The sequence below is a fragment of the Achromobacter xylosoxidans genome (assembly GCF_002192695.1).
Lineage (GTDB): Bacteria > Pseudomonadota > Gammaproteobacteria > Burkholderiales > Burkholderiaceae_B > Achromobacter > Achromobacter xylosoxidans_C.
In genome coordinates this window covers 61,137-75,940 of the sequence record NZ_MTLG01000011.1, presented here as the reverse complement: position 1 = coordinate 75,940, position 14,804 = coordinate 61,137, and the positions used below count along the sequence as shown (strand labels likewise).

Sequence of the window (14,804 nt, the reverse complement as noted above, 5' to 3'; positions counted from 1 at the left end):
AGCCTCGATTGCGCCCAGTGCGCGGCGCCGGCATGCCTGCCTGACCTGTCCACTCGCTGCGAGCCGACAGGCAGGATAGTCATCCTGGCCCGTACGGAGTCCGCAGCCAAGAATCGCCGGCCTGGCCCACGTTTCGTGCGCTTTCGCCGCCGGTACCGATTCCCCCGCTAGCTCCCTTCCGTTTTCCGCACCCGGCGCATTTCATGCGATCCGGATACCGGCAACATTGCTCCGGTGCCTGCGCACGCCTGTATGCGGTGGATTGACGGCTTTCTGCGCGAAAGCCGCGGACCGCTGCTGCCTGCGCGCGGGCAGCAGAGGGCAGGGTCGTCCGTGTCTCCGACAACTACACGTACAACCGGAGCACTCCGATGTTCAAGTTTCTCAAGTCCTTCTTTACGTCGGCGGCGGGCCTGCGCCATAGCGCCAGACACTTCCGCCGCTCGCCCATGCCCGAGCGCGGCGCCACGGCCGCCGCCGCGTCCTCCGATACCGCGCGTCACGCCAACCGTCAAACGCTGGACCTGTCGCGCATGGGGTTCGGCGCCTTGTTCGCCCTGTTCGGCAGCAGCCGTGGCGGACTGTCGGAGGCCCAGGCGCAGACCGCGCGTGAACGCTACGGCGCCAACGAGGTCGACCACGAAAAGCCGCTGCCCTGGTATTCCCACCTTTGGCTGTCCTACCGCAATCCGTTCAACCTGCTGCTGACCGCGCTGGCGACGCTGTCCTGGCTCACCGACGTGCGCATGGCCGAGCCGGACGAGCAGTCCTGGAAGGCGGTCTTCGTCATCGGATTCATGGTGCTCATCTCCACCGTGCTGCGTTTCGCGCAGGAACGGCGCTCCAACCGCGCCGCCGAGGCACTCAAGGCCATGGTGCAGAACACCGCCACCGTGCTGCGCAGCGACCCCGCGACCGATGCCGAAGGCGATGCCCGCCGCTACTTTGGCGTGGCGCTGCATGTCAGCGGCTCGCGGCAAATCGAGGTGCCGCTGGCGGACCTGGTGCCGGGCGACGTGGTGCTGCTGTCCGCGGGCGACATGATTCCCGCCGATTGCCGCATCCTGAACGCCAAGGATCTGTTCATCGCGCAGGCCGCGCTGACAGGCGAATCGCTGCCCGTCGAAAAGTACGCCACGCAGCGAACCGAGACCGCCAACGCGCTGGAACTCGAGAACATGGCGTTCATGGGCACCAACGTGGTCAGCGGCTCGGGCAGCGCCCTGGTGGTGGCCACCGGCTCGCGCAGCTATTTCGGCCAGTTGGCCGGACGCGTCACACAGACCAGCCGCGCGCCGACCCAGTTCCAGCAGGGCATCAACCGCGTGAGCTGGGTGCTGATCCGTTTCATGCTGGTTATGGCGCCCATCGTCATGCTGATCAACGGCTTTACCAAGGGCGACTGGATGGAGGCGCTGCTGTTCGCGCTGGCCATCGCCGTGGGCCTGACGCCCGAAATGCTGCCCATGATCGTCACGGCCACGCTGGCCAAGGGCGCCGTGCGCATGTCGCGCCGCAAGGTCGTGGTCAAGCGGCTGGACGCGATCCAGAACCTGGGCGCGATGAACGTGCTGTGCACCGACAAGACCGGCACCCTGACCCAGGACCGCATCGTGCTGGAGCGCCACACCGACGTCTACGGCGCCAGCAGCGACGACGTGCTGGCCTACGCCTATCTCAACAGCTACTACCAGACCGGTTTGAAGAACCTGCTGGACGTGGCGGTGCTGCAGCACGCCGAGGTCGAGCGCAAGCTGGACCTGGCGGCGAAGTACCGCAAGGTCGACGAGATCCCCTTCGACTTTTCGCGGCGCCGCATGTCGGTGGTGGTCAACGAGACCGAGAACGGCCGCGAGCACCATGAATTGATCTGCAAGGGCGCGCTGGAAGAGATGCTGGCGGTCTGCACCCGCCTGCGCGTGGGCCACGAAGAGCATTTGCTGACCGATGCTCGCCGGGCCGACATCCGCCGGGTGACGGCGGACCTGAACCGCGACGGTCTGCGGGTGATCGCGGTCGGCGTCAAGGAACTGCCGCCCACCCAGCAAACCTATGGCGTTGCCGACGAGTCCGACCTGGTGCTGGTCGGGTACATGGCTTTCCTGGATCCCCCGAAGGAATCGACCGCCCCCGCGCTGAAGGCGCTTAAGGATTCCGGCATCGAAGTGAAGGTGCTGACCGGCGACGTCGAACTGGTGACGCAGAAGGTCTGCCGCGAGGTGGATTTCGAGGTGCGCAAGGTCTACCTGGGCGCCGAGATCGAGGCGATGGACGAGGCGCAACTGGCCGCGGCGGTGCGCGAGGCCAACGTCTTCGCCCGCCTGACGCCGGCCCACAAGGAACGCATCGTGCGCAGCCTGCGGGACCAGGGCAACACCGTGGGCTTCATGGGCGACGGCATCAACGATGCACCGGCCCTGCGGGCGGCGGACGTGGGCATTTCCGTGGATTCGGCGGTCGATATCTCGAAAGAGGCCGCGGACATCATCCTGCTGGAAAAGAGCCTGATGGTGCTGGAGGACGGCGTCATCGAAGGCCGCAAGACCTTCTGCAACATGCTCAAGTACCTGAAGATGACGGCCAGCTCGAACTTCGGCAATGTCTTCTCGGTCCTGGTGGCCAGCGCCTTCCTGCCGTTCCTGCCCATGCTGCCCATCCATCTGCTGGTGCAGAACTTGATGTACGACATTTCCCAGACGGCGATCCCGTTCGACAATGTCGACGAAGAACTGTTGAAGAAGCCCCAGCAATGGGATCCGGACGGCCTGGGCCGCTTCATGGTGTTCTTCGGTCCGATCAGCTCCTTGTTCGACATCGCTACCTATGCGCTCATGTGGTACGTTTTCCAGGCCAACTCGCCCGAACACCAGACGCTGTTCCAGTCGGGCTGGTTCGTCGAAGGCCTGTTGTCGCAGACGCTCATCGTCCATATGATCCGCACACGCAAGATCCCGTTCCTGCAAAGCCGCGCCGCCTGGCCGCTGATGGGCATGACCTTGATGGTGGTGACGATGGGGCTCCTGCTGCCGTTCTCGCCCTTGGCCGGGTATCTCCAGCTGCAGGCGCTGCCCTGGAGCTACTTCCCCTGGCTGGTCGGCATCCTGTTGGCCTACTGCGCGCTGACGCAGTTGCTGAAGGGAATCTGGGTCCGGCGCTACGGCTGGCAATAAGTAGATGAGGCCCGCGGCGGACGCAAGCCCGCCGCGCAAGGAGAAACGCATGAGAATCGCTACTTTTGCCGCGCTGATGGCGGCGGGCCTGGCCCTTCCCCTGGCGGCGCGCGGCGCCGATACCGCGCAGGGGCTGAGACTGTATGGCGTGGTGGACGCGGGCGTGGCCGTCACCACGGTCTCGGGGCAGGGCAGCCATGGCGGGCTGCTCAATGGCGGGTTGACCGACTCGCTGTGGGGCCTGACGGGGGCGGAAGACATGGGCGGGGGCTGGAGCGCCAGGTTCCAGCTGGAAAGCGGCTTCGATCCCTCATCGGGCAAGCGGGCTGACGACGACCGCCTTTTCAACTACGCCGCCTGGGTCGGCCTGGGCCATGACAGCTATGGAGAATTGCGGCTGGGGCGCCAGCACACGATAGGCCAGGTCTACGGCAACTCCCTGGAAATCGCGTCCTGGAAGGAAATGGGCATGGGCGCCACCTTCAAGGCGTCCGATAACTACCAGTTCAGCAACCTGGTCAATTACTACAGCCCGGTCTGGCAGGGGTTTCAGGCCGGCATCGGCTATTCCTTCGACGCCGACGGCCAGGAGCGCTTCCGCACCGCCAACAACAACCGCGCGCTCAGCCTGGGCCTGAAATACGAGGACGGCCCCTTGCTGGCGGTCGCCACCTGGGACCAGCTACGCCTGGCCGACGCCCCGCCGGGCAGCAACGGCCGGCCGCAGGCGGTGCAGCTGGGCGTCTCCTACGATTTCGAGGTGCTGAAACTGTCCCTGGCCTGGTCGCGCCAGCGCAACGGCGACGTCGGGCTGGACGGCGGCGATCCGGACGGGCTGGGCATGGGCCTGGGGCCGGCCGCCTTCGTGCGCGGCGGCACGGTCAATGCCTGGCTGGTCGGCGCCAGCGTGCCGGTCGGGCCCGGCGCCGTGCTGCTGCAATGGTCGCTGGCGCACCCGGACTGGCATTGGGACAACGGCATGACGGCGCGCAATGCGCAGGTGGTGACTCTGGGCTATACCTACGGCCTGTCCCCGCGCACGACGCTCTATGCTTTTGCCGGCTACGCGTCGAACTACACGCTGGACGACCAGTTCGATCCTGCCCATTCGCACACCACGCGCGTGGGCACGGGCATTTCGCACCGTTTCTGAGCGCCGGGGAAGGGCGGGCCGGGGTCAACTACAATCGGCGGGTGCGGCGCAGCGCGCCCGTCCTCGTACAGCCCCGACGTTTTCCGGATGGTTTGCATGGATAGTCTCGAATGGCTCATACCCTGGGAGTTTTCTCCCACGCTGGTGGCCTCCTTCCTGGTGGCCATCGTGCTGTTCGTGCGCGGCCAAAAGGTCCATCACGTGACCGCCGCCCGCCGCATCCTGTTCTGGACGGGCATGGTGCTGCTGTACCTGTCCATGCACACCCGGCTGGACTACTACGCCGAGCGCATGTTCTTCATCCACCGCATCCAGCATCTGGTGCTGCACCATCTGGGGCCGCTGCTGGTCATGGCGGCGTTTCCGGGGCAGGTCATGCGGGCGGGCCTGCCCATGCGCTGGCGTATCCGGCTGCGTGACTTCCTGCGCACGGGCGCCGGCCGCGCCACGGTGACGCTGCTGACCCACAAGATCTTCGTGCCGGCGCTGTTCGTCTTCCTGGTGCTGGTCTGGCTGATCCCGTCGGTGCAGTTCTATTCCATGCTGGACTGGCGTCTCTACCGCCTGATGAACTGGTCGGTGGTGATCAGCGGCTTCATGTATTGGAACCTGATCCTGGACCGCAGGCCCGCGCCCCCGGCGGCCATGACGCCGGGCGGCCGGGTCATTTCGCCCGTGCTGACGATGTTGCCGCAGATGGTGGCGGGGGCGGTCATCGCCTTCACCGAAAGCGATATCTATCCGCTGTTCGAGCTATGCGGCCGGGCCATCGCCATGTCGGCCCAGACCGACCAGACCATAGGCGGCCTGACCATGTGGATTCCGGCGGCGCTGGTCGAGGTGATCGGCCTGATGGTGGCCCTGGGAACCTTGATGCGCCTGTCGGCCAAGGGGCGCTTGCGCAAGGCGGATCGCGATGCGCTGGCCCGTTCCAAGGCTCGCACCCGCGCCGCTTCGGCTTGAGAAACCACGGGAGGGGCGTATGCCGTCGGGCTCAGAAGCTCTTCGGCGTATTGACCCAGAACAGCTCCACGGTTTGCTCGCCGACGACTTTCCACGAGTGGGGCCGTCCGCTCAGGAACGAGATGCTGTCTCCGGCGCGCAGGGTCACGGGCGCCGCCAGATCGACCGTAATGCTGAATTCGCCGGCGATGACGTGGATGCACTCCTCTCCATGGTGCGTATAGGCGCCTTCACTGCGGGCGCCCGGCGCCAGGACCCATTTCTGGCAGTCGAGCGAGGGCAGGCTGGTTGCGAGCTGCAGGATCTGGATGCCCGCGCCGAACGACGGGGCGTGTATTTCCTGGCCCTTGCGCACGACCTCCGCCGCGTTGCGCGATGGCTTGGGCGACACTTCCGACAGGGCCGTCAGCGACGTGCCATAACAGGTGGCGAGCAGCTTCAGGCTCGCGACGGTGGCCCCTCGGCCCGTCCGTTCAAAAGTGGAAATGAAGGACACGGGCAGGCTGGTTTCGTCTGACGCCTCTTTCAACGACAAATCAGCGCTTCGGCGCGCGGTGCGAAAGCGCAGTCCGAGCGCGGCGGCGTCAGCTATTTCGCGGGCTTGAGATGCCGTCGCGCCCGAGGCAGGCGATGGTGGCGCCATGGACGCTGATCCGGCCTGCGACTCATCCAGTACGCGGCGGATCGCGGGCATGTTCAGGCCGTTGATCTGCCGCAGACGAACGATATGGGATACCCGGGCCAGATCCGCATCTGAGTAGATGCGCTGTCCCGTTTCGGTGCGCGCCGGAACGAGGAGGCCGTGCTGCTCCCATAGCCGCAGCGTCGAGATGTTCGTGCCCGTGAGGCGCGCAACGTCGCCGATTCGATACTCAGACATGCAAGTGAAGTTCCTGGGCTGGCGCGGTGGATGGACCGGTGTGGCGAAGCATACAGAATATATATAGATAAATTATATAAATCCGACCCTTCGTGATGGGGCCGGATATATCGGGGAAAGCCCCTATTTTTCCTGAAAATCAGCTTCGATAGGATTCAGACCTACAGAAATTATGTAGATATATTTAACCCAAAGCGCGGCCGGATCGAGCCGCTTACTCATGATCATTTCACACCCTACAAGCCAAGCAGAGCCTTTTCTGCAACGCAGCTTCTGGATGCAGGAGGCGGAACCCGCCTTGCAAGCAAGTGCGCCGCTGACCGGAAGTCAGGCCGCCGACATAGTGATTATCGGTGGAGGCTATGTAGGCCTGTGGACGGCGTTGAGCATCAAGGAACTCAGTCCTCATTCCAAGGTCGTGGTCCTGGAACGGGACGTCTGCGGCGGGGGCGCTTCAGGGCGCAACGGCGGCATGGCCATGTCCTGGTGGCCGAAGATCGCTTCGCTGCTTGCGTTCGCGGGTGTCGACGATGCGCTGTTCCTGGCCCGGGCCTCGGAACGCGCCATCGATGAAATCGAACAGTTCTGCGGCCGCCATCGCATCGATGCGCACTTTCGCCGCGGGGGCTGGCTCTGGACTGCAACTTCCGATGCGCAACAGGAGTCATGGGAGGGCACGCTCCAGGCCTGCGCCCGGGTCGGCGCGCGTCCCTTCGAGCACGTGCTGCCGGAGCACGTCGCTCGTCGAACCGGGTCTCGCATGCACAGGGCCGGCGTGTTCGAGCGCGGCAACGCCACGGTGCAGCCGGCACGGCTGGTGCGAGGCATGCGCAGAGTGGCCCTGGAGCGCGGCATCGTGATCCATGAAAACACGCCGGTGCTGGAGTTGAGCCACGGCTATCCGGCGGTGATCCGCAGCGCCTCGGGCACGATACTGGCCAAAAGCGTCGTGTTGGCGACGAACGCATGGGCCGCGGCCATTCCTGAAATCTCAAGGCTGATCGTGCCCGTCAACAGTTCCATCGTCGTGACGCAGGCGATCCCCGAGCGCCTGGCTTCCCTGGGCTGGACGAGAGGCGAAGCGATCACCGACTCGCAGTTGATGGTCGGGTACTACCGGACCACAAGGGACGGGCGGATCGCGTACGGCAAGGGTACGGGGGCGCTTTCCCGGGGCGGCGCCATCGACGCCACCTTCAGCCGCCACGAAGAAAGCTGCCTGATGGCGGAACAGGATTTCCGCCGCGCCTACCCGACGCTTGCCGATGTGCGCGTCTCGCATGCGTGGTCGGGTCCGATCGACCGGACCTACGACAGCCTGCCCGTTTTCGGGACCTTGGCCGGTACCGGGCACATCCACTACGGCGTAGGTTGGAGCGGCAACGGCGTCGCTCCCAGCCTGTTGGGCGGCAGGATCCTGGCGAGCCTGGCCCTGGATCGCAACGATTCGTGGCGCCGCTGTGCCCTGGTCGGCCGCAAGCCCAAGCGGTTTCCGCCCGAACCCATCAAGTACTTCGGCGGTTCGCTGGTCCGCAACGCCGTACGCAGAAAGGAAGAGCGTGAAGCGCGGGATCTCGCGCCGCGCTGGCTTGACGTGCTCCTGGCGGGGTTGGCGCCCGCAGGGCTTGAAGACTAGCGTCAAGCGCGCCGCGCATCAGGCCTGCGCAGGAAAAACAAAACAAGCGCGTTCCATACCGGGGGCGCGGTCAAAGGAGAAAGCATGTCTAAGGGTGAGGGACTCAAGGGTGGGCTGCAATCGCGCCACATGACGATGATTTCCATTGCTGGGGTCATCGGCGCAGCCTTGTTTGTGGGGTCCGGCAAGCAGATCGCGCTGGCCGGACCCGCGGTGATCCTGGCCTATCTGGGCGGCGGGGTCCTGGTGTTTCTGGTCATGCGCATGTTGGGCGAGATGGCCGTGGCCCAGCCCGATACCGGCTCTTTTTCGACCTACGCGGATCGTGCCATCGGGCGCTGGGCCGGTTTCACCATCGGTTGGCTGTATTGGTACTTCTGGGCGCTGCTGATGGGGTGGGAAGCCTATGTCGCGGGACAGATTCTGCATGGCTGGTTCCCCGTGGCGCCCAATTGGGTCTATGCGCTGCTCCTGACGCTTGGGTTGATAGGCGTCAACTTCATGAACGTCAAAAACTACGGGGAATTCGAGTTTTGGTTCGGCTTGATCAAAGTGGTGGCCATCGTCTTGTTCCTGGTGGTTGGAACGCTGGCGGTTGTGCACCTGTGGCCCTTTGGCGATGCCGGTGGCATGTCCAATCTCACCGATCGGGGGTTCATGCCCAATGGGCCTGGCGCCGTGGTCACCGCATTGCTGGGCATCATGTTTGCCATGATGGGCGCGGAAGTCGTCACGGTGGCGGCGGGTGAGACCTCTGAGCCCGGCGGCCAAATCGTGAAAGCCATCCGATCGGTGGTCTGGCGGATCTGCCTGTTCTATGTAGGGTCCATCTTTCTGGTGGTTTGCCTGGTGCCCTATGACACGCCCGCCCTGGTCGACCCGACGCGTGGCAGCTACAACGTGGTGCTGGACGCGATGGGCATTCCCTACGCGCAATTGATCGTCAACGCCATCGTGCTGACGTCGGTCTGCAGCTGCTTCAACTCGGCGCTGTATGTCTCGTCGCGCATGCTCTATTCATTGGCCCGCCGCGGCGACGCGCATCGCATCATGGCCATTACCGGCGCTTCGTCCGGTGCGCCGTACGTGGGCGTGGTCATATCCAGCGTGTTTGCATTCGTTGCCGTCTACATGATGGCGACGTCCTCGATGGACCTGTACGACGTCCTCATGCAAACCACGGGCTGCGTGGCGCTGTTTGTCTACCTGACCATCGCATGCTGCCAACTGCGCATGCGGCAGCGCCTGCAGGCTCAGGGAGTCGAGCTGAAGTTGAAGATGTGGTTGTTTCCCTGGCTGACCTGGGCGGTCATCCTGTTCATCTGCGCAGCCTTGCTGACGATGGTGCTGGAAGGTACGTACCGCCAGGAGGTGCTATATACGTCCGCGCTGGGCGTTGTAATCGTCCTGATGGGCGTGGCGGCGCAGCGTTTCGGCATCGGCGGACCGAGGGCCCAGGAGCCCGCAGCGCGCGGAATTCTGGGGCAAGGCTTGAACGGCCGGAGCGAGGCCGCGGCGCTCAAGCCTTGACGCGGCATCAATAGCCGCAGGCTTGCGGCTATTCCGGCAGCAGGCCGTGATACTTCTTGCCTAGCGCCACGGTGGCCTGGAACATGCCCGCCTTGCTGCCGCAGTCGTAGCGCACGCCTTCATAGCGGTGCGCATACACGGCGCGCTCGCGCATCAGCGAGGCGATGCCGTCGGTCAGCTGGATCTCGTTGCCGGCGCCCATCTTGGTCGAGCGCAGGTGGTCGAAGATCGCGGCTTCCAGCACGTAGCGGCCGACCACGGCCAGCGTCGACGGCGCGGCTTCGGGGTCGGGTTTTTCCACGATATGGGTGACGCGTTCCGTGCGGCCATTGGCGCTGGCATCTCCCTGGCGGGTGGCCACGATGCCGTACTTGCGGGTATCGGCGCGCGGTACGTCCTGCACCCCCAGCACGCTGGCGTTCTGCGTCACGGCCACGTCGATCAGTTGCTTGAGCGCCGGCTGGTCGGAGTCGATCAGGTCGTCGGCAAGCAGCACGGCAAAGGGTTCGTCGCCCACCGCCGGCGCGGCGGACAGCACGGCATGGCCCAGCCCCAGCGGAGCCGACTGACGGATATAGAGGCAATTCACATGCGCGGGTAGAATGCCCCGCACCATGGCCAGAAGCTCGTGCTTGCCCTTGCTTTCCAGGTCCGATTCGAGTTCCGGCGCGGAGTCGAAGTGGTCTTCGATGGCGCGCTTGTTGCGCCCTGTCACGAAAATAAGATCGGTGATCCCGGCGGCCACGGCTTCTTCCACGGCATATTGGATCAGCGGCTTGTCGACGACGGGCAGCATTTCCTTGGGCATCGCCTTGGTGGCGGGCAGGAAGCGCGTACCCATGCCGGCAACAGGGAAAACAGCTTTACGGACAGGACGCATTGAGACCTCGTTGGGGCTATCGATGAAACATTTTAAGCGCATCGCTATCATAGGCTTATGAACCGCAGGAAAAAGCCATCCATTTGCTCGATTGCGAAACGGGGCGCAATCGTCGGCCTGTCCGTGGCCCTGGCCATGCCCGCCATCCCCATTTCCGCCTGGGCGCAGCCCGTGGGCCTGCCTTCAATGGGCGCGGCCTCCGCGGCCGAACTGTCCCCCGCGCTGGAGCGCAGCCTGGGCGAGGCCATCATGGCCCAGGGGCGGCGCGATCCGACCTATGTCGACGATTCCGAACTCAGCCAGTACCTCACCACCATGGGGCGCAAGCTGGCGGCTTTCGCGCCCGGTGGAGTCCCCGAGGTCGAGATGTTCGGCGTGCGCGACCCTGAAATCAACGCCTTCGCCATGCCCGGCGGCTTCATCGGCGTCAATACCGGCCTGATCGTGGCTTCGGCCAGCGAGTCCGAGCTGGCCGCGGTGTTGGCGCACGAAATCGGCCACGTCGTGCAGCGCCACATCGCCCGCGGCATGACCCAGCAGAACCAGAACAGCATGGTGATGCTGGCCAGCTTGGCGGGGGCGCTGTTGGCGGCCTTGGCCGGGGGCGGCGGCAATCTGGCGGTGGGTGTGGCGGCATTCGGCCAGGCCGCGGCCATCAACCGCCAGCTGGGCTTTTCCCGCGATGCGGAACGCGAGGCCGACCGGGCCGGGCTGCAGATGCTGACCAAGGCGGGCTATGACGCCGAGGGCATGGCGCAGATGTTCGGGCGCCTGATGAACGCGTCGCGCCTGAACGAAGGAGCGGGCGGCGGCTCATGGGCCAGCACCCACCCGCTGTCCATCGAGCGCATGTCGGACGTGCAGAACCGGGTGCGCAACCAGTCCCCCGTGGCTCGCCACGTGGATAGCGACGACTTCTGGTACATACGCGCCAAGATGCGCGTGGTGCAGGGCCGCGACGCGGTCAGCCTGCGCACCGCCGGCCAGCAATTGCAGGACGAGGCCCAGGCGCTGTCCGGCGTGCGCAAGTCGGCCGCCTACTACGGCCTGGCGCTGCAGGCGTTCCAGCGCAACAACCTGGCGGAGGCCGAGCGCAACTGGAACCTGGCGTCCGCGGACGGCCGCAGCTCGGCCCAGCTGGCCAAGCTCAGCGTGGATATCGCCTTGGCCCGCAAGGAGTACCCCCGGGCGCTGGAGCTGGCCCAGGCCGGCACCAAGCGCTGGCCCGGCTATCGCGCCCTGGGCATCGCCTACGCCCAGGCGCTGCAAAGCGTCGGCCGCCACGCCGACGCGCAGGAATACCTGCGGGCCAAGATCAAGCAATGGGGCAGCGACGAGCCCAGCCTCTACCAGATGCTGGCGCAGAGCGAAGACCGCAACGGCAAGCCCGTGGCCGCGCGCCGCGATCAGGCGCGCTTTTACGTCATGACAGGGGCATACGCCGCCGCGGAATCGCAGCTGCAGCAGGCGCGCAACATGTCCACCGACTTCTACGAGCAGTCGCAGATCGACGTGCAGATCAAGGAAGTGAAGGACAAGCTGGCCGAAGAGCGCCAGTTGCTGGAACGCTTCAAGTCGGGCTGAGCGCCGGGCCGGGCAGGGCGCCGGCGCGCCCTACTGGCCGGTTTCGAAGAAGCGTCCCAGGCGCTGCGGCAGCCAATTCAGGTGGGCCGGGAAGCTGCCGGTCGGAAAACCGGCATGGCCGCCATCCGTCGGCTGGTGCAGCAGGATGCTGGACGAGCATTCCTGGGGCGTAGGCAGCGACGCCGCCGGCACGAACGGGTCGTTGCGGGCATTGAGCACCAGCGTGGGCACCGATATCTTGGGCAGCCAGGGCTTGCTGGACGCGCGCGTCCAGTAATCCAGCGCATTGCGAAAGCCATGCATGGGCGCGGTGTAGGTGTCGTCGAATTCGCGCAGGTCGTGCGCATGCGCGATGCGCATGACGTCGACGGCGCCGGGATAGCGATGCGCCTTCTCCAGCACCTTGTGCTTGAGCGTCTTCAGGAAATGGCCGGTGTAGACCCTACGGTTGAATATGCCGGTGGACAGGGTCTTGCCGCAAGCCACCAGGTCCAGCGGCACGGAAACGCCCGCGCAGGCCGTCAGCCAGCCGGTGTCCTCCTGGTGTTCGCCCAGGTACTTGAGCAGCGCGTTGCCGCCCAGCGAGACGCCGACCGCATGCCAGCGCGCATGCGGGATGCGCTGGCGCACGGTTTCCAGCATGAAGCCGACCTCGGCCGAGTCGCCGGAATAGTAGGCGCGGGCCAGGCGGTTGGGCACGCCGGAACAGCCTCGGAAATGCGCGATCACCACGATCCAGCCGCGCGCGCGGAAATGATGCGCGATGGACTGCGCATAGCGGCTGTTGCTGCCGCCTTCCAGGCCATGGAACAGGATCAGGGCGGGAGTGTCGGGCGTATGCGGCAGGGACTTCCAGTCCGCATCGGTCATCCACCTGGCCGCGGCGGTCTTGCCATTGGCAACCGGGCGCTGGCCGCTGACGGGCGCGCCGTCGGCGGCCTTGTGCGGGAACAGGCCCGGGCCGGTCCAGTCGAAGTCGACGAAATCGGTGTCGGGCGTGTCCACCCGTTCGCGCACGAACGCGATGCGGTGATACTGCGCGAACAGGGCGGCATAAACCGTCTGGCTGTCGCCTCCGGGCAACCAGGAGGGAACGGGGCAGGGCGTGGTATCAAGACGAGCAGCGGCCAACTAAGAATCCACCCGATTCAGTGCAGCATGTCGGGTACGTCGTGCAAGTCGAGCACCCCGGCTTCCGTGGGCGCCGGCGAGGCATGGTGCATGACCATGCGCCAGCCGGTCGGGCCCTTGTGGTAGATGTTGGTGGCGTAGCAATTGGCGAATTGCGTGCCTTCCCGCGTCTGCACCGCCACTTGTTCCACCAGCACGTGCACCGCGCACATCATGCTCAGCATGACCAGCGGCCGTAAAGGGCGCACGTGCAAGGGGCCGTTGGCCAGCACCTGCTGCCAGGAGTCCTGCACCGCCGAATGGCCGACGATGCGCAGGCCTCCCGGGTGGATGCAGACGACTTCCTCGTCGTCCGCCCAGACTTGCATCAGGCGAACGACGTCCGCCTGATCGAGGGCTTCGTAGAACGCGTGTTCTGCTTCTTCGGGCGTGGCGAACATGGTGGCGGAAACGGGTGGGCGTTGTAGAGCGGGTGACTCAGTGCCCGTGGCCGTGCAGCACGGTGCCGGGCTTCAGGCGGTACTCAGCGCCGCAGTAGGCGCAGCTGGCGGAGCCGGTGCGGGCCACGTCCAGGAACACGCGCGGGTGCATGCTCCAGAGCGGCGCCTTGGGGCCCGGACAGAACACGGGCAGGTCGTCGGCGCCGACCTCGATGACTTCGTGGGGGTGGGGGACGGCGGCCGGAGCAGCAGCGGTCATGGATATTCCTGAAAAAAAACCGGTAAACGGCAGGTTGGGGCAATGATGCGGCCTGGTCATGGACCGGGCCGCGCGGATCAGACTTTACTCAGCCAGTGATGGTACTTCGGGTTGCGGCCATTCACCACGTCAAAAAATGCTTTCTGCAGCTTCTCCGTGATCGGGCCGCGCCGGCCGCTGCCGATCTGGCGGTTGTCCACCTCGCGGATGGGCGTCACTTCGGCGGCCGTGCCGGTGAAGAACGCCTCGTCGGCGATGTAGACGTCGTCGCGCGTCAGGCGCTTGGTCACCACGCGCAGGCCCAGGTCTGCGGCCAGCGCATGGATGGTGGAGCGGGTAATGCCGGTCAGGGCGGAGGCGATCTCGGGCTCGCAGAGCACCCCGTCCTTGACGATGAAGAGGTTCTCGCCCGAGCCCTCGGCCACGAAGCCTTCGGTGTCCAGCAGCAGGGCTTCGTCGTAGCCGTCCTGCAGTGCCTCGGTATTGGCCAGGATCGAGTTGGCGTAGGTGGTGGCCACCTTGGCGCGCGGCATGGTGACGTTCACGTGCTGGCGCGCGAATGAGGACACCTTGACGCGGATGCCCGCGGACAGCGCTTCTTCGCCCAGGTAGGCGCCCCAGGGCCAGGCGGCGATGGCCACGTGCACCCGGGCTCCCTTGGGCGATACGCCCATTTTTTCGGGGCCATAGAACACCAGGGGGCGCAGGTAGCCGGCTTCCAGCTGGTTCTCGCGCACGACCGTCCGCTGCGCTTCGTTGATCGTGTCGCGATCGAAGGGCATGGGGATCTGGTAGATGTGCGCCGAATTGAACAGGCGGTTGGTATGGTCTTCGAGGCGGAAGATGGCGGTGCCGATCTCGGAGCGGTAGGCCCGCACGCCCTCGAACACCGACAGGCCGTAGTGCAGGGAGTGCGTCAGGACGTGCGTGGTCGCGTCTCGCCACGGTACGAGCTTGCCGTCGTACCAGATGAAGCCGTCGCGGTCTGCCATCGACATGGTCTACTCCCAAGAGCCAGGAATCTCGAGGTCCGTATTGTATCAAGCAGCGAGGTTACAATACGCGCCTATTCGCGCCCCGGCGCGGCGCCGTCAGGCCCGCGCGTAGTGATCCCGGCGGGCGAACGGGTTGTCGTGCGTTCCTTTTCCTTAGAGTTTCCATGTCGTCCTGTCCGAATC

General features: G+C 65.4%; 12 protein-coding genes. 6 read left to right on the top strand and 6 right to left on the bottom strand.

Annotated features, from left to right (window positions below; genetic code table 11):
* The first annotated feature begins 371 nt into the window (after window positions 1–371).
* The 3 genes from mgtA to BRO63_RS02795 all read left to right on the top strand — a co-directional run bounded on the left by mgtA (window position 372) and on the right by BRO63_RS02795 (window position 5,286).
* Complete coding sequence (gene mgtA, locus BRO63_RS02805) at window positions 372–3,170, top strand: magnesium-translocating P-type ATPase (protein ID WP_088138435.1); 2,799 nt, start codon at window positions 372–374, stop codon at window positions 3,168–3,170.
* Between the two features lie 49 nt (window positions 3,171–3,219).
* Window positions 3,220–4,323, top strand: coding sequence for a porin (locus BRO63_RS02800; RefSeq protein WP_088138434.1), 1,104 nt, complete (start codon window positions 3,220–3,222; stop codon window positions 4,321–4,323).
* 87 nt (window positions 4,324–4,410) lie between these two features.
* On the top strand, window positions 4,411–5,286 hold the full coding sequence (locus BRO63_RS02795; RefSeq protein WP_088138433.1) for a cytochrome c oxidase assembly protein: 876 nt from the start codon (window positions 4,411–4,413) through the stop codon (window positions 5,284–5,286).
* A gap of 31 nt (window positions 5,287–5,317) precedes the next feature.
* Here BRO63_RS02795 and BRO63_RS02790 read toward each other — a convergent pair whose 3' ends face one another.
* Window positions 5,318–6,166, bottom strand: a complete 849-nt coding sequence (locus tag BRO63_RS02790; RefSeq protein ID WP_088138432.1) for a MerR family transcriptional regulator — start codon at window positions 6,164–6,166, stop codon at window positions 5,318–5,320.
* Window positions 6,167–6,386: 220 nt separating this feature from the next.
* Between BRO63_RS02790 and BRO63_RS02785 the strand changes: the two genes are divergently transcribed.
* On the top strand, window positions 6,387–7,802 hold the full coding sequence (locus tag BRO63_RS02785) for an NAD(P)/FAD-dependent oxidoreductase (RefSeq protein WP_088138431.1): 1,416 nt from the start codon (window positions 6,387–6,389) through the stop codon (window positions 7,800–7,802).
* A gap of 84 nt (window positions 7,803–7,886) precedes the next feature.
* Window positions 7,887–9,332: an amino acid permease gene (locus tag BRO63_RS02780; protein ID WP_088138430.1), complete on the top strand. Its 1,446-nt coding sequence runs from the start codon at window positions 7,887–7,889 to the stop codon at window positions 9,330–9,332.
* 28 nt (window positions 9,333–9,360) lie between these two features.
* Here the strand turns inward: BRO63_RS02780 and galU are convergent, their stop codons facing one another.
* The gene (galU, locus tag BRO63_RS02775; RefSeq protein ID WP_088138429.1) at window positions 9,361–10,212 is read right to left on the bottom strand and encodes a UTP--glucose-1-phosphate uridylyltransferase GalU; all 852 of its coding nucleotides are present in this window, start codon (window positions 10,210–10,212) and stop codon (window positions 9,361–9,363) included.
* A 57-nt stretch (window positions 10,213–10,269) separates the two neighbouring features.
* Here galU and BRO63_RS02770 point away from each other — a divergent pair, with 57 nt between their 5' ends.
* A complete protein-coding gene (locus BRO63_RS02770) occupies window positions 10,270–11,796 on the top strand; it encodes a M48 family metalloprotease (protein ID WP_088138428.1) in 1,527 nt (508 codons plus the stop codon).
* Between the two features lie 30 nt (window positions 11,797–11,826).
* Here the strand turns inward: BRO63_RS02770 and BRO63_RS02765 are convergent, their stop codons facing one another.
* The 4 genes from BRO63_RS02765 to BRO63_RS02750 form a co-directional block, all read right to left on the bottom strand.
* A complete protein-coding gene (locus BRO63_RS02765; RefSeq protein WP_088138427.1) occupies window positions 11,827–12,927 on the bottom strand; it encodes a YheT family hydrolase in 1,101 nt (366 codons plus the stop codon).
* A gap of 17 nt (window positions 12,928–12,944) precedes the next feature.
* Window positions 12,945–13,367, bottom strand: coding sequence for a YybH family protein (locus tag BRO63_RS02760; protein ID WP_088138426.1), 423 nt, complete (start codon window positions 13,365–13,367; stop codon window positions 12,945–12,947).
* Window positions 13,368–13,404: 37 nt separating this feature from the next.
* Window positions 13,405–13,626, bottom strand: coding sequence for a zinc-finger domain-containing protein (locus BRO63_RS02755; RefSeq protein WP_059371641.1), 222 nt, complete (start codon window positions 13,624–13,626; stop codon window positions 13,405–13,407).
* A 77-nt stretch (window positions 13,627–13,703) separates the two neighbouring features.
* Window positions 13,704–14,624, bottom strand: a complete 921-nt coding sequence (locus BRO63_RS02750; protein ID WP_088138425.1) for a branched-chain amino acid transaminase — start codon at window positions 14,622–14,624, stop codon at window positions 13,704–13,706.
* Between the last annotated feature and the right edge of the window lie 180 nt (window positions 14,625–14,804).

Bases quoted from the DNA above. Each gene is read 5' to 3' on its own strand.
- galU (WP_088138429.1), bottom strand. From the start codon at position 10,212: ATGCGTCCTGTCCGTAAAGCTGTTTTCCCTGTTGCCGGCATGGGTACG.
- BRO63_RS02780 (WP_088138430.1), top strand. From the start codon at position 7,887: ATGTCTAAGGGTGAGGGACTCAAGGGTGGGCTGCAATCGCGCCACATG.
- BRO63_RS02750 (WP_088138425.1), bottom strand. From the start codon at position 14,624: ATGTCGATGGCAGACCGCGACGGCTTCATCTGGTACGACGGCAAGCTC.
- mgtA (WP_088138435.1), top strand. From the start codon at position 372: ATGTTCAAGTTTCTCAAGTCCTTCTTTACGTCGGCGGCGGGCCTGCGC.
- BRO63_RS02760 (WP_088138426.1), bottom strand. From the start codon at position 13,367: ATGTTCGCCACGCCCGAAGAAGCAGAACACGCGTTCTACGAAGCCCTC.
- BRO63_RS02785 (WP_088138431.1), top strand. From the start codon at position 6,387: ATGATCATTTCACACCCTACAAGCCAAGCAGAGCCTTTTCTGCAACGC.
- BRO63_RS02755 (WP_059371641.1), bottom strand. From the start codon at position 13,626: ATGACCGCTGCTGCTCCGGCCGCCGTCCCCCACCCCCACGAAGTCATC.
- BRO63_RS02770 (WP_088138428.1), top strand. From the start codon at position 10,270: ATGAACCGCAGGAAAAAGCCATCCATTTGCTCGATTGCGAAACGGGGC.
- BRO63_RS02790 (WP_088138432.1), bottom strand. From the start codon at position 6,166: ATGTCTGAGTATCGAATCGGCGACGTTGCGCGCCTCACGGGCACGAAC.
- BRO63_RS02795 (WP_088138433.1), top strand. From the start codon at position 4,411: ATGGTTTGCATGGATAGTCTCGAATGGCTCATACCCTGGGAGTTTTCT.
- BRO63_RS02800 (WP_088138434.1), top strand. From the start codon at position 3,220: ATGAGAATCGCTACTTTTGCCGCGCTGATGGCGGCGGGCCTGGCCCTT.